The sequence below is a fragment of the Mycoplasmopsis caviae genome (genome assembly GCF_024498215.1).
Lineage (GTDB): Bacteria > Bacillota_I > Bacilli_A > Mycoplasmatales > Metamycoplasmataceae > Mycoplasmopsis > Mycoplasmopsis caviae.
This window is the reverse complement of the sequence record NZ_CP101806.1, coordinates 516,725-542,665: the sequence shown is the minus strand read 5'-3', so window position 1 is coordinate 542,665 and position 25,941 is coordinate 516,725. Positions and strand designations below refer to the sequence as shown.

18 protein-coding genes are annotated in these 25,941 nt (G+C 26.0%); 6 read left to right on the top strand and 12 right to left on the bottom strand.

All coding sequences use genetic code 4. From position 1 onward, the window contains the following. Positions 1 to 23 precede the first annotated feature (23 nt). The 10 genes from NPA07_RS02550 to NPA07_RS02505 form a co-directional block, all read right to left on the bottom strand. The gene (locus NPA07_RS02550) at positions 24 to 275 is read right to left on the bottom strand and encodes a hypothetical protein (protein ID WP_256553133.1); all 252 of its coding nucleotides are present in this window, start codon (positions 273 to 275) and stop codon (positions 24 to 26) included. Positions 276 to 400: 125 nt separating this feature from the next. Beyond that, a complete protein-coding gene (locus NPA07_RS02545; RefSeq protein ID WP_256553306.1) occupies positions 401 to 2,245 on the bottom strand; it encodes a hypothetical protein in 1,845 nt (614 codons plus the stop codon). A gap of 310 nt (positions 2,246 to 2,555) precedes the next feature. Then, positions 2,556 to 2,729 (bottom strand): hypothetical protein, encoded by a 174-nt coding sequence (locus tag NPA07_RS02540; RefSeq protein WP_256553305.1) that lies wholly within the window; start codon positions 2,727 to 2,729, stop codon positions 2,556 to 2,558. Positions 2,730 to 2,900: 171 nt separating this feature from the next. After that, entirely contained in the window at positions 2,901 to 3,221 is a 321-nt protein-coding gene (locus NPA07_RS02535; RefSeq protein ID WP_256553304.1) for a hypothetical protein, read from the bottom strand. Positions 3,222 to 3,238: 17 nt separating this feature from the next. After that, complete coding sequence (locus NPA07_RS02530) at positions 3,239 to 4,963, bottom strand: hypothetical protein (RefSeq protein WP_256553303.1); 1,725 nt, start codon at positions 4,961 to 4,963, stop codon at positions 3,239 to 3,241. Positions 4,964 to 5,415: 452 nt separating this feature from the next. After that, positions 5,416 to 7,206 carry an IS1634 family transposase gene (locus tag NPA07_RS02525; protein WP_256553302.1) on the bottom strand — a complete coding sequence of 597 codons (1,791 nt, stop codon included), beginning with the start codon at positions 7,204 to 7,206 and terminating at the stop codon, positions 5,416 to 5,418. Between the two features lie 118 nt (positions 7,207 to 7,324). Then, complete coding sequence (locus NPA07_RS02520) at positions 7,325 to 7,507, bottom strand: hypothetical protein (protein ID WP_256553301.1); 183 nt, start codon at positions 7,505 to 7,507, stop codon at positions 7,325 to 7,327. 163 nt (positions 7,508 to 7,670) lie between these two features. Beyond that, on the bottom strand, positions 7,671 to 7,877 hold the full coding sequence (locus NPA07_RS02515) for a hypothetical protein (RefSeq protein ID WP_256553300.1): 207 nt from the start codon (positions 7,875 to 7,877) through the stop codon (positions 7,671 to 7,673). A gap of 152 nt (positions 7,878 to 8,029) precedes the next feature. Then, positions 8,030 to 8,563, bottom strand: a complete 534-nt coding sequence (locus NPA07_RS02510; protein WP_256553299.1) for a hypothetical protein — start codon at positions 8,561 to 8,563, stop codon at positions 8,030 to 8,032. A gap of 345 nt (positions 8,564 to 8,908) precedes the next feature. Then, positions 8,909 to 9,910 (bottom strand): tyrosine-type recombinase/integrase, encoded by a 1,002-nt coding sequence (locus tag NPA07_RS02505; protein ID WP_126117832.1) that lies wholly within the window; start codon positions 9,908 to 9,910, stop codon positions 8,909 to 8,911. Positions 9,911 to 10,290: 380 nt separating this feature from the next. Here NPA07_RS02505 and NPA07_RS02500 point away from each other — a divergent pair, with 380 nt between their 5' ends. The 4 genes from NPA07_RS02500 (at position 10,291) to NPA07_RS02485 (ending at position 20,486) form a co-directional block, all read left to right on the top strand. Continuing rightward, on the top strand, positions 10,291 to 13,974 hold the full coding sequence (locus tag NPA07_RS02500; RefSeq protein ID WP_256553298.1) for a hypothetical protein: 3,684 nt from the start codon (positions 10,291 to 10,293) through the stop codon (positions 13,972 to 13,974). Positions 13,975 to 14,013: 39 nt separating this feature from the next. Then, a complete protein-coding gene (locus NPA07_RS02495) occupies positions 14,014 to 18,315 on the top strand; it encodes a hypothetical protein (RefSeq protein WP_126118658.1) in 4,302 nt (1,433 codons plus the stop codon). 243 nt (positions 18,316 to 18,558) lie between these two features. Beyond that, positions 18,559 to 19,740 carry an ABC transporter thiamine pyrophosphate-binding lipoprotein p37/Cypl gene (cypl, locus tag NPA07_RS02490; RefSeq protein WP_126117836.1) on the top strand — a complete coding sequence of 394 codons (1,182 nt, stop codon included), beginning with the start codon at positions 18,559 to 18,561 and terminating at the stop codon, positions 19,738 to 19,740. Between the two features lie 5 nt (positions 19,741 to 19,745). Further along, the gene (locus NPA07_RS02485; RefSeq protein ID WP_126117837.1) at positions 19,746 to 20,486 is read left to right on the top strand and encodes an ATP-binding cassette domain-containing protein; all 741 of its coding nucleotides are present in this window, start codon (positions 19,746 to 19,748) and stop codon (positions 20,484 to 20,486) included. Here NPA07_RS02485 and NPA07_RS02480 read toward each other — a convergent pair. Both NPA07_RS02480 and NPA07_RS02475 read right to left on the bottom strand, forming a co-directional pair. Then, entirely contained in the window at positions 20,483 to 22,189 is a 1,707-nt protein-coding gene (locus NPA07_RS02480) for an ABC transporter permease (protein ID WP_126117838.1), read from the bottom strand. The two genes, NPA07_RS02485 and NPA07_RS02480, sit on opposite strands and share 4 nt — an antisense overlap. A 245-nt stretch (positions 22,190 to 22,434) precedes the next feature. Continuing rightward, a complete protein-coding gene (locus NPA07_RS02475; RefSeq protein WP_126117839.1) occupies positions 22,435 to 23,796 on the bottom strand; it encodes a hypothetical protein in 1,362 nt (453 codons plus the stop codon). A 365-nt stretch (positions 23,797 to 24,161) separates the two neighbouring features. On the opposite strand from NPA07_RS02475, the gene NPA07_RS02470 reads away from it, so the two are divergent. Together NPA07_RS02470 and NPA07_RS02465 are read left to right on the top strand one after the other, a co-directional pair. Beyond that, complete coding sequence (locus NPA07_RS02470) at positions 24,162 to 25,112, top strand: IS1634 family transposase (RefSeq protein WP_256553297.1); 951 nt, start codon at positions 24,162 to 24,164, stop codon at positions 25,110 to 25,112. 232 nt (positions 25,113 to 25,344) lie between these two features. Next, positions 25,345 to 25,902, top strand: a complete 558-nt coding sequence (locus NPA07_RS02465) for an IS1634 family transposase (RefSeq protein ID WP_256553186.1) — start codon at positions 25,345 to 25,347, stop codon at positions 25,900 to 25,902. The last annotated feature ends 39 nt before the right edge of the window (positions 25,903 to 25,941 follow it).

Genomic DNA, 25,941 nt, shown 5'->3' with positions numbered 1-25,941 from the left:
AAAGGCAACAATTTTTTTCATCATTAGTAAGGCTCATTATTGTAAAAATGCAACAAGGCTACACTAAGATCACCTTTTGATATTTTCTCAATATGTTCCACTAATTCATAATATCTATTAGTTAAATCAATAATAACTGAATCACTTACTTTCACACCCCTAAGTTTATTTTTATTACCATGTGATATACTGATTGCATCTTGGTTATTTGTAGATGCAATCAATATTTGATTTCTATATCTTTTAATTGTTTTTGTTGATGTTCTACAACCCAATTTTCCTAATATTTTTGATATTTCGGCATTTGGTCTATTTCAATATTGTTGAATTTTTTAAATCTAAAATTTTTTTATCTTCATAATCAGTTGTTTTACCTGTATCAACTGCTTGAAATCTGGTTTTAATTACAAGATTTTCCATAATTTAAATTCTCCTTTTTAAAATAATAATTGAAACCTAAAAATGGACAAAATAAAAGATAAAAACAGGGTGGACAAAATAAAATAAAACCATTAAGATTATATTCGTTAAATATTTTAGTTCAACTAGTCATATAATCTTCTTTTATGTTTTTACTGTTCAATTTATTAGTAAAATCGGTGGTGCTATCAACATTTAAATAGTCTTTGCTCGCTTTTTGAACAATTTTATTTTTGGCATTAATATTCATTTGTTGATTTTTCAAATAAGGTTCAGCAATGTTTTTAAGCTCTCTAAGATTGTTTTCAACTGCATCTAAAAAATTATTGTATTTATTCTTTAATGTTTCCAATTCAATTATTTTATTATTAATTTCTGTAATCAGTTTAAATGATTTATCAAAAAGATTTTTGACATCATCAATATTACCATTCTCTCAATCAATAGAATTTATTGCTTGTAATAATTTATTTTTTGTGTCTATTCCGTCTTTAAGCACATTCGCGTCACTTAATTCAATTAGTTGCTTATATCCATCTAATTTAGTATGAGCAATTTTTATGCCTAATGATAATTTATTATTAATGTTTGTCGTAACTGTATTCTTAACAATATTAAAGTTTTTTGAATCAACATCTTCAAGTTCTTTTGTAAGTGTTAATGAATTTAAAAATTCAAGTAAATCGCTTGTTGTTTCGAATGTTTTATCTGCGTTTTTGGTTAATAATGTCTTATTTTCATTCAATTGATCATTAATTGTTGAATAAGAAAATCCAAATGTATTAAATGTATCCAGTTCACTCTTTACACTTTCATATGAAGTTTTAAAAGCGTTAAGTCTATGTTTACCATAATCTCATAATTTGATACTTTCTTCCCTCAATTTATTAATATGTGTTTTAATTTTAATAAACGAATCAATTACTTCATTTCGTTTAGATATATATTGTTCTGTCTTTAAATTTGTTAAATTTTCACTACTTTGTTTTGCAAATTCTTCAACTTCATTCCATTCACTATGTAATTTTAATTTTTCCATTAAAAAATCTAGATTGACATTTAAATTTTTAAATTTTGACTTTATTGAATTATCAATAAAAGTTATAAGAGTGGAAGTTTGATTCTTTTCTTTGCTAATTAAATCAAGTGATTTATGAATAATTTCACTTGCTTTTTCAAGTTCTCAATTGTTGTTATTTGATGAATATTTTGTGATTTCATCATTTAGTAAGTATAAGTTGTCATAATTAGCTTTTTGCACACTATAATCAAGCAATGTTGTTTGTTCTAATACTTTTGAATTGTCTAATTTTTCTTTTAGTGAAGTAATTAGATTTGTATTATGTTTAATCATTTCATTATTAAATTCATTAATAGATTCATTTGCACTTTTTAGATCACTAAGAATTGTGCTTCTTGATGGAGATATCTTGTGCTTAATTATTTTTCCTTCATCAGTAAAGTATTTTGCCAGTATGTTTTTCGCTTGTTGGTACTTTGAAATATCTAAACCAACTGAAGTTTGTATTGTTTCAATCTCAGTGTTACTAATTATCTTCTTGCTTATTGAATTAGTGTTCTTGTTCTCGTTAAACTTTGCTAGTGTTCCTTCATCTCAAACTTTATAATCTTCACTGAGCAATTTTAAACCAGATAAAATATAGTCTTTTGTTAGTTTCTTCTCTTTCTTAAATTCATCATTTTCTTTTTGTTTCTTGTAGTTGTCAATAGCTAGTTTAAGTTCATTAAATTTAGTGTCTTTATTTTCTATTGATTTTATGAGAAAATTATCACTATCTCTTAAATTGTATACTTCACAAGCCAATTTTTCACACTTGTCAAATATTTTTTGCAAATGCTCAACTTGACTAATATTTAATATTGTTTCGGTTTCAACAACAGCTTCAGGTATTCTTTCTTTAATAAGTTTATATTGTTTGAGATTCTTTTTTGCTCTAAGAAATGAATTGTTTCCAAAGTGATGACCAACCTTGTATTTGTCTTGGCTTTTTGGATATTAATTAATTCATCGCTTAGTTCTTTGTTTAATTGCATTTGTTTATTGTAAGAATCAAGAATCATATTAAGTTGAGCCTTAACTTCATCTTCTAGTGGCTCATCCTTAATAATATTTACTAAGTCATCATGGTTTTGTTTAAGTTTTTATTGAACTTAGTGAAATTGTCAATTTTTTTATCAAATTCCTGCTTGATTTTTTTATAGTTAGAATGGTCTACTGATGCACCAGCGATTGTACCTATTGATATTGTCCCAACTATTCCAGATGTAATACCCAAAATTATTCCCATATTTTTTTATTTTTTCTTGTCATTATTATTTATCTCTTTTCTTGTTATTTTTGGTAATTTCGATAATTAATTAAGGTTAATTCTTGAGAGCAATTCTACTCAAGATGATTCTTTTTTGCATTAAGAACAATAAATTTCCTTGGTTTAATTTTTCAGTTATTTCATTCAAATTTATTTATTGAGTTCATGTCGTAATATTTCGTAAAGTGCTTCTTCGGTTAAAGATATATTTTTAAAATTATGAGGAGAAATTAACTTATTTGTTAATTCAAGATCCATTTTTTCAATTATGTCAAATGCTTTTTCAATATCAGTTTGATAATTTTTTCGAGAAGTATCTACAACATTTTTCATTGTGCTATAAATTTCAGGTTTTCTTTCTTTAATTAAAAGTAGATACTTATCAGTTTCATCTTTATTACCTTCATATCAATAATAATAGTCGAACAACTCTTTAATTCAATAATCAACAAATATTTGAATCTTATTCAAATTGTTATTATTTATTTTTAAGGAGACTTCATTCATATTTGGAATATTGATAAAGTGTTTTTAATAGTTGAAGATATTATGTTTCTTCAATGTTCGACTTTTTTTTCAACTTCAGTTTTAGATAAATATTCACGAATTGTTTCTATACTCTTTTTATCTCAAATTGATTGATTATAGGTATTTATTATATTGGTAGCTTCATCCACATATTTTAAATATTTGCTCTTTATTGATACAATTTTAGGTATTTCAAGGTTGATTTCCAGAATATTGTTAAACATTTGAGTATATATTTTTTTAACTTCATCAACATTCATGTTGTTTCATTCAGCTAAATTTAGTTCATTTATTACATTGTTTTTTAAATTTATTGTTTGAATGATGGAACTTACATCACTTAATTCTGACAATTGTTTAAATCTAACATTATTTTTTTCGTCAATTTTAATTGCTAATGGCAATTTAATATTAATATTTGTCGCAATTGCACTTTTGACACTATTAAAGTTTTTTAAATCAACATTTTCAAGTTCTTTTGCATGCATTAATGAATTTAAAAATTCAAGTAAATCGCTTGTTGTTTCGAATGTTTTATCTACGTTTTTGGTTAATAATGTCTTATTTTCATTCAATTGATCACTAATTGTTGAATAAGAAAAGTCAAATATATTAAAAACATCTAATTCATTTTTAATATTTTCGTATGATGTTTTAAAAGCGCCAAGCCTTTGTTTACCATACTTTCAAAATTTAACTGCTTCATCCTTTAATTTATTAATATGTTGTTTAATTGAAACGAATGAGTTAATAATTTCATTTCTTTTAGAAATATATTCTAGTGATTTTACATTTGTTAAATCTTCGTTACTTTTATTAACAAGTTCTTTAATTTCACTCCATTCAGTTTGAAATTTTATTTTTTCAATTAGCTCATCTATGTTTCCATTAAAGTTCTTCATTTTTAACTTGAGTGAGTTATCAATAAAAGTCATAAGTGAAGCTGTTTGATTCTTCTCTTTATTGATTAAATCAATTGATTTATGAATAATATTGCCAACTTTTTCAAGTTCTCAAAGGTTACCATCTGATGAATGTGTAACAATTTCGTCTTTTGCCGAATACAATTTATCATAATTATTCTTTTCACTGCTGTAATCAAGCAAAGTCGTTTGTTCCAAGATTCTTGAAGTATCTATTTTTTTCTTTAATGAAGTAATTAAATTTGTACTATATTTAACTATATCCTTATTATATTCGCTAATAGTGTCATTTGCAATTTTTAGATCATTAAGAATATGACTTCGCGACAAAGAAGGTTTGTACTTAATTATTTTTCCTTCACTAGTAAAATATTTTGTCAGTATGTTTTTTGCCTGTTGAAACTTTGAAATATCCAAACCACTGATAGTTTGCAACACTTCAACATCTTTGTTATTAATCAAACTTTTGCTAATTGAATTTGTGGTTTTATCTTCGTTTAATTTAGCAAGCACGCCTTCATCTCAAATTTTATAATCTTCACTAAGTAGTTTCAAACCAGTTAAGATGAAATCCTTTGTTAGTTTCTTCTCATTTTTAAACTCATCTCTCTCTTTTTGTGTTTTGTATTCATTAACCGCCGATTTAAGTTCATCAAATTTGACATCTTTATTCTCTATGGATTTTATGAGAAAATTGTCACTTTCTCTTAGGTTGTATAGTTCATTAGCTAACTTTTCGGTTGTGTCAAATATTTTTTGCAAATGCTCAACTTGACTAACGTTTAATATTGTTTCTGTTTCAACAACAGCTTCAGGTATTCTTTCTTTAATAAATTTATATTGTTTGAGATTCTTTTTTGCTCTAAGAAATGAATTGTTTCCAAAGTGATGACCAACCTTGTATTTGTCTTGGCTTTTTGGATATTAATTAATTCATCGCTTAGTTCTTTGTTTAATTGCATTTGTTTATTGTAAGAATCAAGAATCATATTAAGTTGAGCCTTAACTTCATCTTCTAGTGGCTCATCCTTAATAATATTTACTAAGTCATCATGGTTTTGTTTAAGTTTTTATTGAACTTAGTGAAATTGTCAATTTTTTTATCAAATTCCTGCTTGATTTTTTTCTTAACTTTGACATTTTCTATCAAAAAAATTTACTAATACACCTATAAAATAGCTGTATTAGTAAATTTTTAATCTATCAATTTTGTGTTACCATAGTTTAAGTTCTTTTGTGTTTCCTCATTTTGGAATTCTTTTTATACCTAAAACTTGCCTTAAACACTTATAAATAATCGGTTCTTTTAACCTTAAAAAGTACTTATTTGAACTATTTGCATCTTTAAAAACAACTAGTCAAAGTTTCCTTAATGCTCTAACAATATTGTCTGTAGTAAACTTAAAAGGATGTATAACTGACTCAAGTGAGAATTCTAATAATCTATGAATTGCTAATGCCAAATAACACAACGCAAAATGTCCTTCAATACTTTCTTTCTTTCAAAGATAAATCGGTCTAACTTCAAATGTTGTCTTTAATATTCTGAACGATTCTTCAATTTGTCAAAGTTTTCTGTAAGTATACAAAACCTCTTCATTTGTCATCTCAAAGTTGTTTGTGAATATACCATAAAAGCCATCTCATTTTGCATCATCTTCAATTTTTTGTTCTTTTAGTGTAATCTTATTAACATCATAATCAAGATATTTCTTGCCACCTTTTTGCAATTCAGACCTTGCAATTGACTGGCTATTCTTGATTAATTTTTTCGCTTTTTCAACTAATCTTTCTCTGTCATATCTGTCTTTTTTTGCTCTTTTTTCTGAATAAGTTAATACTAATTTCCCTGGAATTTCTTGTTTAATCTTGTCATTATCAGGCACAAATTTAACCATTTTTTCATCTTTCATAAAGAATTCTTCGCCCATTTTTTCATATGTTTCAAGGTCTAGAATTCCATTAACTTTATTCTTGGCATCTCCAATTTTTTGAGCCATTATAAATTTGTAACCTGAGTTAATTATTTCAAGTAAATTTGGACCTGAATTTAATCCTCTGTCTGCAACTATTGTAATATCTTCAATACCTAAATTTTCCTTAACTTCCTGTATAAAAGGCACAAAAGTCTTAAAATCACTTGTATTTCCAGGAAATAATTTATAGCTTATTGGTAATCCATTAGCATCTGTCATTAGACCTAAGACAACCTGAACTTCGTTAACTTTTTGGTCTTTTGAAAAACCATGCAACCTTAAGTCATCAGCGGTAAAACTTTCAAAATATACAGTTGTAACATCGTAAAATGCTCTATTTATTTTTCTATTTGTTATCTTGTTTAAAACATTGTTTATATGCTTGATAATATCGAGTCTTTTTTTACCTAATATTTCAAGTGAACGATAATGAGATTTTAATGTATCATCATTTTGCAAAAAATGATTTTCATATTCATTATAAGTTCTTAATTTTGAACAAGGATTTAGGATTCTCATATAGGTAAGATTTTGAACAATATTATTGAAATCATATTTAATTTGAGTTGTTGATTTTATTGAATTCATTAGTTTATCTAGTTTTAATTTTTCATAAATTATTTTGTAAACTAGATTACCATAATTGAAAAATTCAAATTCGGTTGATGAATTACTAAATTGCTCTTTAATCTTCTCTATGTCGAAAAGATTTTCATTTTCTAGTTCATCAAAACGCTTAACTCTTGTTAATTCTGTATAGTTAATCTCATCTGAATCTTCCTCAATAAAATTCATAAATATTTCACCAAATTTTGCTAGTTCAATTTTTCTTTGACTTTCTTGTTTTGAGAGTTCTGAATAATATTTTTTTAGATTTTGAATGTAGTTTGGATCTTCTTTTAGTAAATCTTCAAGTTTACCAAGTCTTTTAACAATAACTTGTTTAACCTTTTTTGTTTCCTTATCCCTAACACTACGGGCTATTTTGACATATTCAATGCCATTTATCTTTGAAATTTTAACAAACATATATAAATTATACCATAAATGGTATTATAATGGTAACACATTTTTAAAAAAGTGAAAATTTTTTTATCTTGCTTATTTATAGGTAAATTGGTAAAAAATTACGAAAAAAATGTCAAAGTTAAGAGTCATAAGTGAAGTTTGTTTGATTCTTCTCTTTATTGATTAAATCAATTGATTTATGAATAATATTGCCAACTTTTTCAAGTTCTCAAAGGTTACCATCTGATGAATGTGTAACAATTTCGTCTTTTGCCGAATACAATTTATCATAATTATTCTTTTCACTGCTGTAATCAAGCAAAGTCGTTTGTTCCAAGATTCTTGAAGTATCTATTTTTTCTTTAATGAAGTAATTAAATTTGTACTATATTTAACTATATCCTTATTATATTCGCTAATAGTGTCATTTGCAATTTTTAGATCATTAAGAATATGACTTCGCGACAAAGAAGGTTTGTACTTAATTATTTTTCCTTCACTAGTAAAATATTTTGTCAGTATGTTTTTGCCTGTTGAAACTTTGAAATATCCAAACCACTGATAGTTTGCAACACTTCAACATCTTTGTTATTAATCAAACTTTTGCTAATTGAATTTGTGGTTTTATCTTCGTTTAATTTAGCAAGCACGCCTTCATCTCAAATTTTATAATCTTCACTAAGTAGTTTCAAACCAGTTAAGATGAAATCCTTTGTTAGTTTCTTCTCATTTTTAAACTCATCTCTCTCTTTTTGTGTTTTGTATTCATTAACCGCCGATTTAAGTTCATCAAATTTGACATCTTTATTCTCTATGGATTTTATGAGAAAATTGTCACTTTCTCTTAGGTTGTATAGTTCATTACTAACTTTTCGGTTGTGTCAAATATTTTTTGCAAATGCTCAACTTGACTAACGTTTAATATTGTTTCTGTTTCAACAACAAGCTTCAGGTATTCTTTCTTTAATAAATTTATATTGTTTGAGATTCTTTTTGCTCTAAGAAATGAATTGTTTCCAAAGTGATGACCAACCTTGTATTTGTCTTGGCTTTTTTGGATATTAATTAATTCATCGCTTAGTTCTTTGTTTAATTGCATTTGTTTATTGTAAGAATCAAGAATCATATTAAGTTGAGCCTTAACTTCATCTTCTAGTGGCTCATCCTTAATAATATTTACTAAGTCATCATGGTTTTGTTTAAGTTTTTTATTGAACTTAGTGAAATTGTCAATTTTTTTATCAAATTCCTGCTTGATTTTTTTATAGTTAGAATGGTCTACTGATGCACCAGCGATTGTACCTATTGATATTGTCCCAACTATTCCGCTAGCTATACCAGCAGTAATCTCAATAATTTTCTTGTTCTTTCTAGTCATAAAGACTCCTTTTCTATTTATTTCAAAAATGAAGTATATATTCTTTAACAATCAAATATATTTTTGGGACATTAGGAAAATAATGTCTCTTATTATGTCACAAAATACCTGATTTATATGCATTTTGGTAATTTATGCATTAAATAAACTCCATTAATCTTTCGTAATAAATACATATAAATTATAATACAAATATATTTATATTACAGATATTAATATAAAGACAAATTTTTTATCAAATAAAATTAAATTAAAAAATAATTGTCAAATTTTCTATTTTATCTAAAACAACTGTTTTATAGTTAATTTAGTAAATTGTTAAAATACTATTTAAATAAGATTTGCTTATTTTCTTGCACAATAATTTTTTTCATTTTTCAATTTTTCAATTTCTTCTCTTAATGCTTTGTTGTCTTTTTCTAGTTCTACAATTTTATCTCCCAGAGATTTATTTATTGCTTTAAGTTCAACAATTGACACATATGTCTTACGATCCTGAACCGCTGCAATTGCAAGTTGGTCCATTATATTTTTATCGTAGTCAATGTATGTTTTTTGAGTAATTGTTGAATTTGTATGACCTAAAAGTTTTGCAACTAAATCATTACTTCCAAGATTATAAAAAGCTTTTGTTGCGAAGTTATGCCTTAGAATATGAGCCGATATTTGGTGTTTAAAATTAGGATATTTTTGTTTAATATATTTACTAAATTCACAAAACATATTCTTAATTGATTTTGTAGTCAAATTAAGATTTTCTAAATATTTCATTAAATCTCGCCTAAGATCCCCAACTAGTGGCATATCGTATTTTGAAGGTACTCTGATGTATCTAGGTTTATTATTTTTTAGTGTTTGTATAATGAAACTTCAGTTCTCACTTTCCAATTTGTGAGCATTCTTAACAAATATTTTAAACTCACCAACCCTCATGCCTGTCGAAAGAAAAAGTCTAAAAAGGACACTAAATTTAGCATTTTTATAACTTTTTAGTTCGTCTATTAATATTTCTAACATCTTCTCTGGTATAGCTTGACGTCTACCTTTTTCCTCACGAATATATACAAGTTCACTGTTATAATCCATATAAAAATTATTCATTTTTGTATACCAACTTAAAAATGCTTTAAAAATATTTCTTTTAGTAAGTTTAGAATTATTAGATATTTGACGATTTTGTAATTCTTTATTCATTAATGAAATTAATTCGTTAATATCTTCTCATTTTTTAAAAACAGTTAAATATTTCTTATACTGTTTGTATGTTTCTATGCTTCTTTGGTCTCTTTGTACCATATTGTATATGTTTCTTAAATATAGTTGAATGTAATCAAAATTATTATTCATATGTCATCTCCTTATATTTTCAACCTTTTTATTATATATGCAATTTCAATATATAAAGGCTACTTATTATTACAGTTGTCTTAATTTCTTCCATGTACAAGTCATTTATTTTTCTTTAAATTAAGCAATTTAACAACATAGATGCACTTAGAAAATGAAACGTTTTTTATGACATTATTTTCCTAATGTCCAATAAACATATCCACATTACTCAAAAATTAGAAATATTGATATAGAAAAATAAAGGAATATATGACAAAGAAAAACAAGAAACTCGTTGGGATATCGGCTGGTATTGGTTGCGGGATAGTTGGTGTAATATCAATTGGTGCAATTGCCGGTGTATCAGTTGATAAATCTAATTATGTTAAAGTCAATGAGTGAATGAAGACACTAAAAAAGACTTTGAGATTAATAGTAAGAAACTTAAAAAAATACATGATGATATTATCGAGAAAGTCGTTGATCAGCCTGGTTATGATCCAATTAAGGAAGATCTCGAAAAATTATTATCTAGATATAATGACCAAATTTCTACAAACAATGATCTTCAAAAACAACTTCAAGAAAAAATTGACAAATATGCAAAATTCAGTGTTGGTCACCACCCGGGCAATAAATCATTTTTAAGAAAATTAGCAAACCGTGAAGAGCAACTTTTCTTTAGTGAAACACTAGTTGATGCTGAACAACAAACAAATGCTTTGCTTTCAGAAAGTAATTGACTTATTAATTACTTTGATAAAGTAGTTGAAAATGCCAATGAATTAATTTCACTTAAAGACTCAAACAATTTACTAATTGACTCAATTAGTGCAAAAGAATCTAAGTTTAGTAATTTGCAAGTAAAAATTAATGAATATAAAGAACAAAAAACTAAACTACCAATCAAAGACAAAAAGCAAGAGTTAACAGCTGATTTCATTTTTGCTGGTATTAAATTATTTAGTGAAGACAAAAAATTGTGAGAAAGTGTATTGGGTAAATTTATTAAATCAAAATCAAATCCAAACAATTCAATCAGTGAAAAAATATTAAATAACAAAGATATTGACTTATTGAAAGACAATACTAATTTATCAATAGCAAAATATGATGGAGTTAAGGACATCTTAGCAAGATATTTTGATAAAGATGGTAAACTTATTTCTAATGAAGATGTCAAAAGAAGTGAAATTATTAGCGAATTATCAAAAGCAAATAGCGACATTGCTAACTTTAATGACGAAATTTTAAGTTATGTTACAAATCTAATTAGTTCCCTAAAAACAAAATTAGAATCTAAAAATGCGTTTAATCAATCTAATATGCTTGATATAAGTGATAAAAGTGACTCGTATGGAGAACTTTATCGCAATGTTGAAGAAATTAAGTCAATATCAACAAATTCTTCGCTATGAAATCTTGAAAAAGTTGGCCAACTAATTTTTAAATCAAATGCACTTATTTTAAAAGAAAAAGAACAGATTGTCGAGTTAAATTCATTTATAAACTCATCTCTTAAATCAAAAGTTAATGAATTTGGTGGAGACATTACTTCGTTTCTCGAACTAATTGGACTCAAAACACAATGAGATGAACTAGTTAACTTTTCTAAGAGTTCAAACATTGACTTTTCAACTATTAAAGCACAAGAATACATCAACCAAAGAGATACATTAATTGATTCTTTCTTAAAATCAAAAGAGACTATTAATCTTCTTAAAGATAAATCATTAAGCAATTATACATATGGTAAGAATCGTCTTAATGCATTTAAGACAGCATATTCATCTAAGAAATCTAAATTGAATGGATTTAATTTTTTAAACTTTTCATACTCGAAAATTTCCGAAAGAGAAAATTTAATTAATGATGCACTAAGTAAAGATCTAGAATCATTAATTAATGCCAATAACAAGCAAGTTGATGAATTTCTTGCTAATGTTCAATCAGTTAGTCAATTAGTATCAATTGATACTAATAATTTTGAAGCACTCAAGAGTGCACTTAATTCAAATATCACTGATAGTGATAAATTTCCTACTGCATATGAATTTAGTTATAGTGGAATTGATGGATACAAACCATTTGAACAACTTGAAGATGTTAAAGGTGTTAAGACATTAGTTGAAACAAAGAACGCAGAAGTTCAAGCAAAAAAATCGGAGCAATGAGTTGAAAACAATCTTGAAACAGTGAGAAGTTCCTTTACTTCGATATTTACCTTAATTGAGGAAATTAATAATTCGGTTAAATCATTAGAAGATGTTAAAGAAAGTTACAAATCATTTTTAGACACGGTTGTTAAAAATATCAATGCTCTTAAATCTATTGTTGAAAGTGGACATGCAAACAACAAAAAGAATATTGAAGCAAAGGATAAAATTATTGCTCTAGCAAAAACTGATTATTTAGATGTATGTAACAAAGAACAATTTAGTTCAAAAATTGAAAATAATGCAAAGAATCTTAAAGAAAAATATGCTAAATCATGAGTTGAAGTATTTAAAGAATATGACAAATATGAAGAAGTAAAGAAATTACTAGAACCTGAACTAACTAAATATTCACACAATGACATTGCATATCTTAAAGATGCTGTTAGTCAATTTATTGAACACCAACATGGCATAATTGAAGCATCAATAAATGAGATATATGGTGTACTAGATCAAGGATCGATTAATTGAAATCAATTACCGCAAAAGAATAAATTCAATGAATTTGTTAAATCTGAAAAATCGTTACGTGTAAATTTTGTTAAGAATCTTTACAAAATTTTAGTTGATCAGTTTGGTTACAACACAATTTACAATTTTCAATCTCCAAAATACAAATATGATGAAAGTAATAAAAAATTTATCTTTGATTCAGTAAATATACTTAGAAATGGCCAAAATGAATATGCAAACAAAACCAAAGCCATGGAAGATGCTAAAAAGTACGAGAGTCAACCTGGTCTAAAACCTAAATCAGATAAAGCTAGTGATTTATATAAGCGTTATGGATTTGATCAGCCGTTTTATGGTATTGACTTAAATGGGAAAAATTTTAATAATGAATTTCTAGAACCAAATAACGAATCAGAAGTTAGTTATACTGAAACAAATAAATCTGATAGTACTGATAAGAGATATTATACTGTTAAAGCTAATAATTGAATTTATGCAAAATGAAATAATTCAATTACAAATCATGTGATAGGTGATGATGTAAGTTCTGCTCTTGTTAAAATAAAAGAAGAGAGTGCTCCATATATTCTCGACACATTTTTTGACTTATTGAATTATGAAAACAAATTAACACACAAAGTAATTAGTCAATTAAAAGACAAAAATAAACTTATTGAAAAAACTGAATATGATGAAATTTTCACAAAACTAGTAAATTCTCTTGCTAAATTGACATACACAAGTATTCTTTCAATATTAAGTTCATTCCAATCAATTGACAATAAATCGTTATACTTACCTGATAGAGATAAGCCAGAAAACATTGTATGAAACGTGGGATCACCATTAGGTAAGTGATATAATGCTGGTATGTCAAAGGTTCTTCCAATATCTATCGATCGAGATATTCACAATAGATATTATAAAACTTATGATTATGACATACATCATTTTAGATACTACACAGATATGCCTGAAGGTCATTTTTCACAAGCAAGAGAAGGAAATACTACTGAATTTGATATGTTGAGATTTGACATAAATGATTTATTTATGAAACATAATATAAATGTGTCACATGATTCAACTCATGTTATTTCAACATCAGGTGCATTTCAAATAAAACTTCTTCAAAGTGAATACTTTGATATTTTTAGGGGAAAACAAAATATATTTGTGGCATTTTACAACAAATTAAGTTTTAATGATGATTTTGGTTATAAATTTAATACTAAGCACTTCGATTGATGAAGATTTAATACTATCACTGAATACAAAAGAACATATGGAAACCTCGTTAACGATGAGTATCCATATCTAGAACACAACTTAGAACGTCATAAATTTACTGACTTCTTTACAGAAGAAAAAGTAACCAAATTAACTAAGTATGAACCAGTTAGTGAATAATAATTTAATACAAATATAACTAAACACAATAGGAGACTTATGACTAAGAAGAAGAAAAAAGTTGTTGGAATATCACTAGGTATTGTAGGAGCAGGTATTGGTATTCTTTCAATAGGTTCAATAGCCGGTGTGGCTAAAGACAAAAGAAATTATTCGAATGAAATTGACCATATCAAGTCGCTTGACAAACAATTTGATGATAATAATAATGACCTTATGCACACTCGTGATAATATTGCTCGCAAAGTTGAAGGTAGAAACATTGATACTGACATTAAAAAAGAGTTGGATAATATTCTAAATAAGTTTAATGATCAAATTACAGAGAACAAAATATTACAGGATGGTTTAAAAGAAAGATTGAAAACTTATTCAAAGTATAATGTTGGTCATCATCCTGGTAATAAACAATTTTTAAGAAAAGCAAAAAATTACAAAGAAAGACTTTTCTTTGAAGAAAATGTTCCAGAAGGAATTAGAAAAACAAATCTGCTTCTTGAAGCTGATGAGTGATTATTAAAACGTTTTGATAATGTTGCTAAATTAGCAAGAGAATTGACATTATTAAGAGATAGCGATAACTTTTTAATAATGTCAACAAATGATAAAGATATCAAATTTAATAATTTAGAAAAAGCACTAAAAAAATATAGTGAGCAAAAAGCTAAAATACCATCAATAAATGGAAAGAAAAAAATCGATGGAGACTATATTCTTGCTGGTCTTGAATTAATCAATAGCGATAGAATTCTTTGAGAAAAGGGTGTTTTGGCCAAATTCAATGAAGAAGTAACTACTAATTCAATTAGCAAACAAATTCTCAACAGTAATGAAATTGATATTCTTGAAAATGAAAGTAATATTTCAGCAGAAAATTATAAATCTGCAAAAGAAATATTAGCTAAATTCTTTAGCCTTGAAGGAAAAATTCTTGAAACGACAGAATATTCAAGAGAAGAAATTCTAGAACAATTGAATATTGCTAATAATAACATTACAGCATTTAATTCAGATGTTCAAAGTTTTATTTCTAACCTAATTGATTCACTAAAGAACAAGAATCAATCTTTGAAGATATTAGAAAAATCAAACTTACTTAACTTAAGTGATAGAAATACTAAATATCAAGATTTATATAAATTAAATAACGATTATCAAAATCTGTCTCAAAATACTAGCACATCAAGTCTTGAAAGAGTTACTACATTAATTTCTAAGTCAATAGAAATTATTAAGAGTGAAAAAAGTTTAACTTCTGAACTCCAAAGTTTTATAGATAATGAACTTAAAACAAAAGTTAAAAATGTTGGTAGTGATTTTTCAAACTTGCTTGGTGAATTTGAATTAAAAAACACATGAGATAATATTATCAAATATGTAAATGCCAACAATGTTGATTTTGCAAATCTCAATGGCCAAGATTATTTAACAAAAAGAAATTCATTTATGGATCAGTTTGCTTCAATTAAGACAAACATTATTGAGTTTGCTAATAAGCTCAAAAATAATGTTTCTTCATTTGTTGTTAAATCAATTGAAAGCCTAAAAACTAAGGCCGATGAAAAGAATCTATTAATCGGTTCAAAAATGTTTAATTTGAATTCAAGAACAGAAAGATATAATGAACTTTACAACAAAGGTAGCGAATTCAAGAGTTATTCAACATCTCTACAATACAAAAATATTGATTCACTACTTGAATTAGTTACAAAAGTAAATAATTTAAATAATGATGAAAAATCACTAAATGATGACTTTGCTTCATTTGTTGAGAGCGAACTAAAAACTAAGGTTAATGAATTCAAAGGAAATTTAAGTGAATATATCAAATTCCTAAAACTTAATTCTGATTGAAAAGAAATTAAAGATTTTTCAAATACTTCTAATGTTGACTTTTCTCAATATAAGAAAGAAGAATATCTAGTTCAAAGAAATGAATTAATTGACAAATTTGTTAATGTTAAAAACAAAATTTTGCAACTAAAAGACAAGAGCCTTTTATACTATGAATATGCAAAAAGTAGAATTAGTGCATTTAAAGAAGCATATAATCAAAGAAAACAAAAACTTGAGGACTTTAATTTATTTAATTTCTCATATTCAGAAATAAGTGCTCAGGAAGAAAGAGCAAATAAAGCTCTATCAACTAACTTTAATAATTTCATTAATTCCGAAAATAAAGATTTAAGTGAATTTTTAAATGATTTATTAAATATGAATAAATTTGGTTTGGTTGATACTGATAATTTTAACTCAGTCAAAAATACTATATTATCTAATATCAATGATGTAGATAAGTTACCTACTGCATATGAATTTACATATAGCAAAATTAATGGATATAAGAGTTTTAAAGAACTAAGTGACATTAAAGAAGCAAAACTTTGATTTGATTCTAAAATTGAAACAGTTGAGGCAATAATGCCTACTGAATGAGTTGATAGTAATATTGACACTGTAAAAGAATCAATGAATTTCCTATTTAATGCTATTGATGAAATTCAAGAAAAAGCAACTAAAATAAATGAAATTAAAACAAACTACACATCATTTCTTGATACTGTTGTAAACGAAATTAGCAAAATTGAAAACACATTAGACAAAAACCACAATAAACATCAAAGAAATATTGATGCTGCTAAGAAAATTGTGAGTGGTGTTACAAATGACTATTTAAATGTATCAAGTCAAGATGAATTTCAAACAAAAATACAACCTTCATCAATAAAAGTAAGTGAAGACTTTGCTAATGCATGACTTGAAATATTTAAAAAATATGACAAACATGTTGAATATAATAATTCAATTAAAAATGAATTCGAGAAATATTCACATCTTGATATTGCGTACATAAAGGATGATGCTGTTAATTTTGCTACTAAGCAACAGGAATTAATTGAAAATTCAGTAGATGAATTTTACAAACAACTAGAAGCAAATATAATAAATATAAATAAAAATCCATTAATAAATGATGATAATGATTTTGCTGACCAAACCAAAACACTTCTTGTTAGTTTTGTTAAAAACTTTTACAATGTCCTTGTAAACAAATTTGGCTATAATACTGTTTATAATTTTGAAGCTCCTAAATATTATTGAGATAATTCTGCTGATAAGTTTACTTATAAAACAATGAATATTCTTTTTAATGGTAATAGCAAATATGCCAACAAAACAGAAGCCATGAATGATGCAAGTAAATATAAAACAAATGTAGGTCTAAAATCTAGTTCATATAGGAATCTATATGAACGTTATGGATTTAATAATATTATTTATGGGCTTGAGTCTAATGGAAAGAATTTTAATGAGTTACTAGTTGATGGTGGTTGAAGTAAGATCAATTATGAAGTTTGATATTATGATACTATTTTTGGTATCGAAGTTTCAAAAAAATCAAGGGATGACGAAATTTCATCACCTAATTGAATCTATGCAAAATGAAATAATTCAATTAGTGATAGTGAAATTGGTTCGAATGTAAGTAGTGCAATAAGTAAAATTAAATCAAACAGTGCACCATATGTTTTAGATTCATTTTTTGCATTATTAAATTACGAAAATAGACTAGTTAATAATTTTATTAATCAATTAAAAAGTAAAATTAATATTTTAACAAGAAATGATTATGAGAAAAATTTTACAAAACTTGTAAAATCATTTGCAAAATTAACATATGCTAGTATATTAATAACATTAGGTTCGTTCCAATCAAATAGCAACAAAGCAATAGAAATTCCATTTGGATATAGTCATAAAGATGATGAGCATTATAGTTCTAGGTTTTATGATGCTGGTATGTCTAAAATTTTACCAGTTAAAGTAAGTTCTAAGATGCATAGTGCTTTTAATTGAAATTGAGTACCAAGTAAGCAAGCATTTTCCAAAGGTTGAATAACACATAATGAGGGATTGTCATCACAAGTTAGCGAAGACAATTGAACTAATTATGATAGATTGCATAGTGATATAAAGGCTGAATTTGAAAAAAATAACGTTAACATTTCATACAATTCAACTCATGTAATTTCAACATCTGGGCCATTTCAATTTAAATTAAAACAAAGTGATTATTTTAATTTTGAATGAAAAAATCAACATATATTTGCTGCATTCTATAACAAAATTGGATTTGATGATGAATTTGGAAACAAATTTAATGCAAAACATTTTGATTGATGAAGATTTAAGACATTAACTGAATACAAAAGAGCACATGGAAACGATCGTGAAAATTTTGATTACCTTCGTGCAGGAATTAAATCGCATAGTTTTACCGACTTCTTCACCAATAGTAAAATAAAACAATTAGTTACATATACCCCTGTAACTGAATAATAAAATATAAGTTAAAAAAACATAAGGAAAGGCATAATTCTCCTTATGTTTTTTTGAACATTTAACTTGCTCAATATGATAAAATATAAGCATATTGACAGAGGTATTTACCTATAAAATAGGTAGATTGAGAAAAACTCTTAGAGCTGATCAGGTTAAGACCTGCGGAGCAAGTTCAAAAACATTGAATTAACAAATAGTATTTCTCTAATCCTTTTACTCTGTCGTGAAAGGATTTTATTTATGAAAAAAATGTATAAATACTTAACATTAATACCAGGTGTTATAACACTAACATCACTAAGTGGTGCTTGCCACCACCATACAAGTGTCAGCGAAATTAAAATCAAAATGCAAGGCATTAAGTATGGAGAAGATAGCAAAATAAAAGAATACACAAATGCTTTTAATCAAATTTTTAATCAAAATTTGATGGAAGCCAAATTAGATAATAAAGTTGTTTCATTTCATGAAGCAGGAGGCGATGAAAGTGCTACTATTAGTGAAATTAACACTAATAAATTTCAAGTTGCATTCCCTGGTGCTTTAAGATATTATCAAGAGTACCAAAACAACAAAAATAAGAGTGTAAGTGCATTTATGCAAACAAAAAGCCTTGCTTTTAAAACTAAGGATTCTCTTAAATTTGATGATACATCATTATATGATGTAGATAAAGGACCAAGTAATTTTGCCACTGAACAAGCAGAATATGAAAACCATCTGTTTAAAAGTGAAGGTGGTTATGTAAATTGAACAAAAGATAGCATGGGTGGATATAAAAATTACAAGTTTACCAATATGTATGAAAAGGATAAGTTTGTTGATGTTCAAAGAGGTGCAATTTGAATATTTGGAACTGAGGATGAAAGAAGCAACATTAAGAATGCTTGAATTAATAGAAGATGAGATGACTTCTATAAATTCGGTATAACTTATGGAGAAAATTATAGTGCTTCAAAATATCACTTACCACAAGCACTATTAAGAAAGCAATTTGACTTAAATGAAGCTTTTACTCTTGATTCATTTGCAAGTACAAATAGTCAATACTTTGGCAAAATAAAAGCAAAAGAATTGGGTAAATTAGATAATACTAAATACCATATAGCTTTTGATAATGAAAACTCATTTGCTTATACATCTCATGGTTCAAAAGAATTAACAAAAAGAGATTTTTATGTTAAAGATAGTAACAAAGCCTATGAAATATTAACACTAACAGATCCTATTCCTTACAATGTGGCTATTGCTCATAATTCTTTAAGTAATGATGTTTTGAATATATTGGCTCAAACATTCATTGAATTAGCAAATAATAACAAAAACTATATTGGCAATTTGTGAGGTCTTAATCATTACTCAATAATAGATAATGAAGTTGAAAACTTCATTAATAGAATTGATTCAGTACTTAATATATAGCAATTATGAAAAAATACAAAATTGAATTTAAAAATGTAACACTAGCATATAATAGTGAAGTTATTTTAAGTGATATAAATATCACTTTTAACAGTGGTTACTGCTATGGTATTTATGGACTTAGTGGTGTTGGCAAAAGTACATTAATTAAGTCAATTTTAGAGCCTAAATTAGTGCTCAGAGGTCAAATATTAATAAATGATCAAGACATTGCAAAAATTGACCAAAAAACCTATAAAACAATCAAAAAAGATATTTCCTTTCTTTTTCAAGAAGCTTCATTAATTGAAACTGATGACATTATTGAAAACATTAAGAAAAAAATAAATAATAATTATAAGAATTGGTTTTTTAAACTTCTAAGAATTCTTACAAAAGAACAAAAAAAAGAACTATCAAATATTCTTGAATATTTAGATATCTTTAATTACATCAACACACCAGTAAAAGATCTTAGTGGTGGTCAAAAACAAAGGGTTGAATTAGCTGCTGTCTTTTTTGAAAAAAAGAATATTATATTGGCTGATGAGCCTACAAGTAATCTTGATTTTATTAATACACAAAAGATCTTAAAATATCTACACAACTATGTTCATCAAAATAATGCACTGTTATTGTGCAATATTCACGATGTTGCCAATTCTCTTGAATACATGGACTATGTACTACTATTAAAAGATAAAAGACTTGTTTTTTTAAAACAAGCTAAAGATATTAGTGAGAAGGAATTACAAAGTCAGTACTAGAACCTAATATTAGGTTCTTTTATTTTAAATTTTAAAAAGCTAATAATACTTCTATGGTACTTAATAATAGTAGTAATTAACTCTATTGCAATTAAAGTTAGTCAAATAACTAACGTTAAAGCACCGACATTATCTCACTCTCCTTTAAATTTATATTCATTAAGTCTAGGGCCTATACCTACTATTGCAAAAGATGCATAATTAATAATATTTCTAAATATTAATTCAAATCTAAATGCTGCATAACTATAAAAATCCTTAATAACTCTAGGAATAATAAAGTTCCAATATAATAAAACTTTATTATTATTTATTAATAAATAATTATCAATTAACTTTTGATCAATATTATTAATTGACTCTGTGAAAAACTTACTCATCGATCTCATCGTTACAAAAGATAGAGCTAAAATCAGAATAAATTCTCTTGAATAATATAGGTAAATAGAAAAATAGAAAAACAAAGTAATTGGTATTGTTCTTAGTAGTGCTAAAAGAATCTTACCTAATACCTTTATATACTTATTGACACTCTTATCATTAGTAAAAAATGAAGCAATAAGAGAAAAAATAAATGCTAGAAAAATACTTGCAATAGCAATTTTAAAACTTGTAAGCAACTCATTAAAAATTGCATAAGAATCAAATCTTAAAATTGAATAATTTGCTTTATATGTTAATTCACTTCATCTACTGCTAAGAATAGAAACATTAAATTGATATTTAATGTTGAATAATGTAATAATACTAGTTAGCATTATTGTTATAAAACTAATTATTAAATAGAACTTAACTCTTAAGAAAACTTTAACTTTTGTATTTCTGCTTAATTTAAGAGGTTTAAATATTAAATGATTAATTATTAAACTAAATATCTCTAAAATTAGTAATGTTAATGCTAAGAGTAATAGTGGAATTGCAACTATAGAATAATTACCGCTTTTTAAAGGCTCATTAATTAATTTTCCAATCCCAAATAGTCCAAGGGTACTAAGAACACTACTTCATCTTATGTTAGATTCATATGAGTAAAGAAATAACATAATTACTTTATTTCTATTACGATAAGAAACATTATTAATAAATGATTTAAATTTATTAGTGCCTAATAATATAGAATTTCAATAGAAAGTAACCTTGCTATTTTCTCAGATTTCACTTAAATATTTATGTAATCACAATCAAGTAAATCAAGTTAGAATCAAGGAAGCTGAGAGTAATTGATCAAAGCTGGAATTAAGTAAAAGAACAAAGAAAAAGATTGGCAATGCTCTTAATAAGGTAATAATAATTTTGCACACTAGTGGTATAAATTTATTTCTATGTAAATTTAGTGAACTTAAATAACTAGTAAATAGAGCTAATAGAAAACCACATAAAGTACCTAGAGAAGTATACTGAATTGTATTTCATAAATAAGTGAAACTTAAAGTCCACAAATTACTTGCTGGAAATGAAGGATTTTTATTATTAAATGAAAATAATAATTTTATATTGCTTCTTAATTGAGAAAGCGAATTAGGATCTGCTAGTCTTAGATCAAATAAAAAAAGACAATATAAGCAAATTAAGAGAATAATAAAAACTATACTTAGCTTTACTCATTTCTTAGGTTTTTTATAACTGTCACCTTTGCTATTTGTATAAATATCAAATAATCATGAATAATGATATTTTTTGTCTTTGTTCTTAATTGGTTGCAAAATAAAAATCCTTTCAAAATTGAGAAAGGATTTTAGTGAGAAAAAAGCCTATAGAATTTAATTAAACCTATTGAACTTGCTCCGCAGGTCTTAACCTGATCAGCTCTAAGAGTTTTTCTCAATCTACCTGTTTTATAGGTAAATACCTCTGTCAATTTGTTTATATTTTAACATATTTTTTTAACCTTATATAATATTTGAGTTTGCCAATTATAAAAACAAGCACAACCTTGTGCTTGTTAATATTATTCTAATTCTAGTTCAAAGTTTTCAACATTTTTATTATATCTTGTACTATTTTCACCTACTGAGAAAAAGAGACTTAATTTGCCATTCTTATTAAATGCAATAGACATGTTTTTTTTATAATTGTTAATAGTCTTGTGTCCACGTAAGTGGGTTTCAAGGTTATCCTTACTAATGACCTTAAGTGCTTTTTCACTAAATTTTAGAAAATCGAACTCCAATCCTGCTGATAAGAACATAAATTTTTTAGAATCACTATTATAATTAATTTCTATACTCTTAACATTTGGTTTATTTAATTGTTCCTTAAATAAAACTGTCATTGGTAAATAAGATGAATTACTTTCATCAACAGTAAATAGTTTTTTAACTCTTGCCAACTTCATTAGCATTGATCAGTTAGTAGTAAACTTTTTACCATTTGATAATGTATCAAGAAAGTCGTGCATTTGATTTGTTTCCTTATTTTTGTAAGTATATCTAACAATGACTTTGCCTTGACTTTCAAGTAAATTTCTAAGGTATTCATTTGCCGAAGCAACAATTCCAATATCAATTAATTCATAAATTGGATTAGTTGTTGATGGATTATTTAATTTAGCTTTATCATAAATTAAATCATCTCTTGTAACTTCACTAGGAATAAATCCATCAGCTAATCTTGCTCTTACTTCATTAGCAAATTCTTTCTTGTGGTCTTCAAAAAAACCTTTTAAAAATTGGTGGTTAATTTGTTTAACTTTTGTTTCTCCATTTTGTTTGTACTTAATGTTAACAGTTATTTGATTAGTAAGATTATTTTTAGTTATAAAGTAAGGATTTCATTCCAAGTCTAGTTGGCTTATGTTTAACTTTTTAAGATTTTCGACTGTAAAGTCTTCTTCACTATTTGTATCAGGGTTAGTATATTTAACTTTAATAAACTTTTTCAAGTCTTTCACTATTTCAGAATAGTAGTTATTGTTGTTATTTGCAACCTTAACTGAACTTAATAATTTTTCAAATTTAGCTTCTTCATATGAAGTTATTTTCTTAAATCCATCAATTTCATATTCAACTCAAATTGGTGTTTTACTGTTATCTTTATAACTTAATTTTATCCTTAATAAGCCTTTACCATCAAATGAATTCATAACTGATAATTGAGCTTCTGAAATTTCAAGATTCTTAGTTGTTAAGTAATCACTAAATTGTTGTGAAGTATTATTCTTTGCACTTCCAGTGATCTTGCTTTTTAAATCACTTTTGTGTTCATTAATATATTCTTCAACTGTTTTAGCACTCTTATCGCTTAAGTCAACACTAGTTTCTTTGACAATTGTTTCTTCTTCTGAACCGCTAACTACAAAAGAATTAAACATTTTTTCAAAACTACTTCTTGTTTTTTCTTGTGTTCAACTAATAGTTAATTTAACTGAATTATTTCCTACTGTATCAAGTTTATAACTAATAGTACTAATTCTCTCTTGTCTTGTTAACTTATCAAAACTATTGTCATAATCATTATTATTTAATCTAAGTAATGATTCTTTTTCTTCAGGCTTAAGTTTATTAAATTCTGCAATATATTCGCTTGCAGTCTTTTTATATGTATTTTTTAATTCAACATTTTTCTTGACTTTGACACTTTAGCCATTAAAACATATTAAAAATAAGGCTCATATACATAGTATATGAATTTTTTATTTTTTTCTGTAATTCTAGTAAAACATAGTATAATATAATTATGTTTGTTAAAGTTATTAGAGTTAGAAATAAAGAATATGTTAATATTGTGAAAAGTTATTGAGATAAGGAAAGCAAATCTTGTAAACATAAGGTTGTCCAAAATTTGGGATTATTATCCAAATTAGAAGAAAACGATCCTAATTTTTTAGAAAACCTGAGAAATGAATTTAAAAAGTATTCAAAAGATAAGGAAGAAAAAGAAGTACTTTTAGGCAGAATGCTTGGGACATTTAAAGATGTTTTATCTGACGATAACGTTGACGGTGAATATGATATTAGAGATGAAAACAAGATACACAATAAATATCAGAATGAATTAGAAGTTTTAAATTATGGCAATTTAATACTAAACAATGTTTACCGAAAGTTAGATCTAGATAAATATTTTGAGAAATCAAAGAGTATGAAAAGAATCAAATATGATTTGAACAATATTGTCCAAAATTTAGTCGCAATGAGATTTTTAAAACCTTGTTCAAAAAGTAAAACATTTAATATTTTTAATGAGTATACAATAAAGAATGATGACACCCTTAAATCAATTTACAGAAGCCTTGAAATTTTGTGTGATGAAAGGCTAGATATCATTGAACATATCAACAAAAAATTAGCTGAACTATTTGATAGAAACCTAAAAGAAACATTTTACGATGTTACAACTGTTTACTTTGAAAGTATTGAAAAAAATGACTTGTTAGATTACGGATTTTCTAAGGATGCAAAAATTAATAATGTACAGGTTGTTCTTGGGATGATGATTGACGCTTATGGAATTCCAATTGCATACAAATTGTTTGCCAGAAATACATGTGATTTTAAGACTTTTATCCCTTTTATAAAGGAAGTTAAGGAAAAATTAGGTATTGAAAATATTACTGTTATTGCAGACAGAGGGTTAAACTCTGGTCCTAATCTTTTAGAACTTAAAAAGATGGTTTTGAGTTCATAATGTCTCACAAAATTAAAGGAAATAAGAACCTTGTTCCCGGCATTATAGATCTTGCAACATATGAGCAAGCAGTGAAGGTTTTTATGTAAAAAAGCACCATTAACTAAAAAATTAAGGATGAATTAGGACTTGATAATTCATTGGATGGAAATTTAATTTTAAGTTTTTCAGAAAAAGAAGAAAAAAGATCAAAGTGATAGAGAAAGACTGATTAAAAAAGCCAAAAGTTGTGTTGAAAAAATGGCTCAAAAGCGATGAGTGAATTAAAAAAGGTGGCAAAAAATATGTCAACTATTCTGTTGGAGAAATTTCATTAAATGAAGAAAAAATTATAGATGACGCAAGATGAGATGGATTTTACGGAATATATACAAGCAACAAAAATTTAAGCATTGAAACAGTAATAAGAACATATTCAAATTTATGAAAGATTGAAGAATCATTTAGGATTTTAAAAACAACTTTTGAAACTAGACCGGTTTATTTGTCAAAAGAAAAAACAATTGAAGGTCATTTTATGATTTGTTATTTGGCATTGGTTATTGAAAGATTCATAGAATTTTCATTAAGTTCATTAGCTAATAACAGTTTAACAACTGACAGAATTGTTGATGCGTTGAGAAAGGTAAAAATAGTACTTATTGAGAGTTTAGACAAGAAAGAAAAATACTTTTTAAGAGTTAGAGAACCAGAAGATTACACAAATTTAAGAGAATCATTGGGTTATCAAATAATTCCTAAATGGGGAAAAGTTGATGAATTAGGCCCTGTTTTACTAGAATCTAAATAATAGACTTTCCATAAAAGCCTATTTTATAGGCTTTTTTAA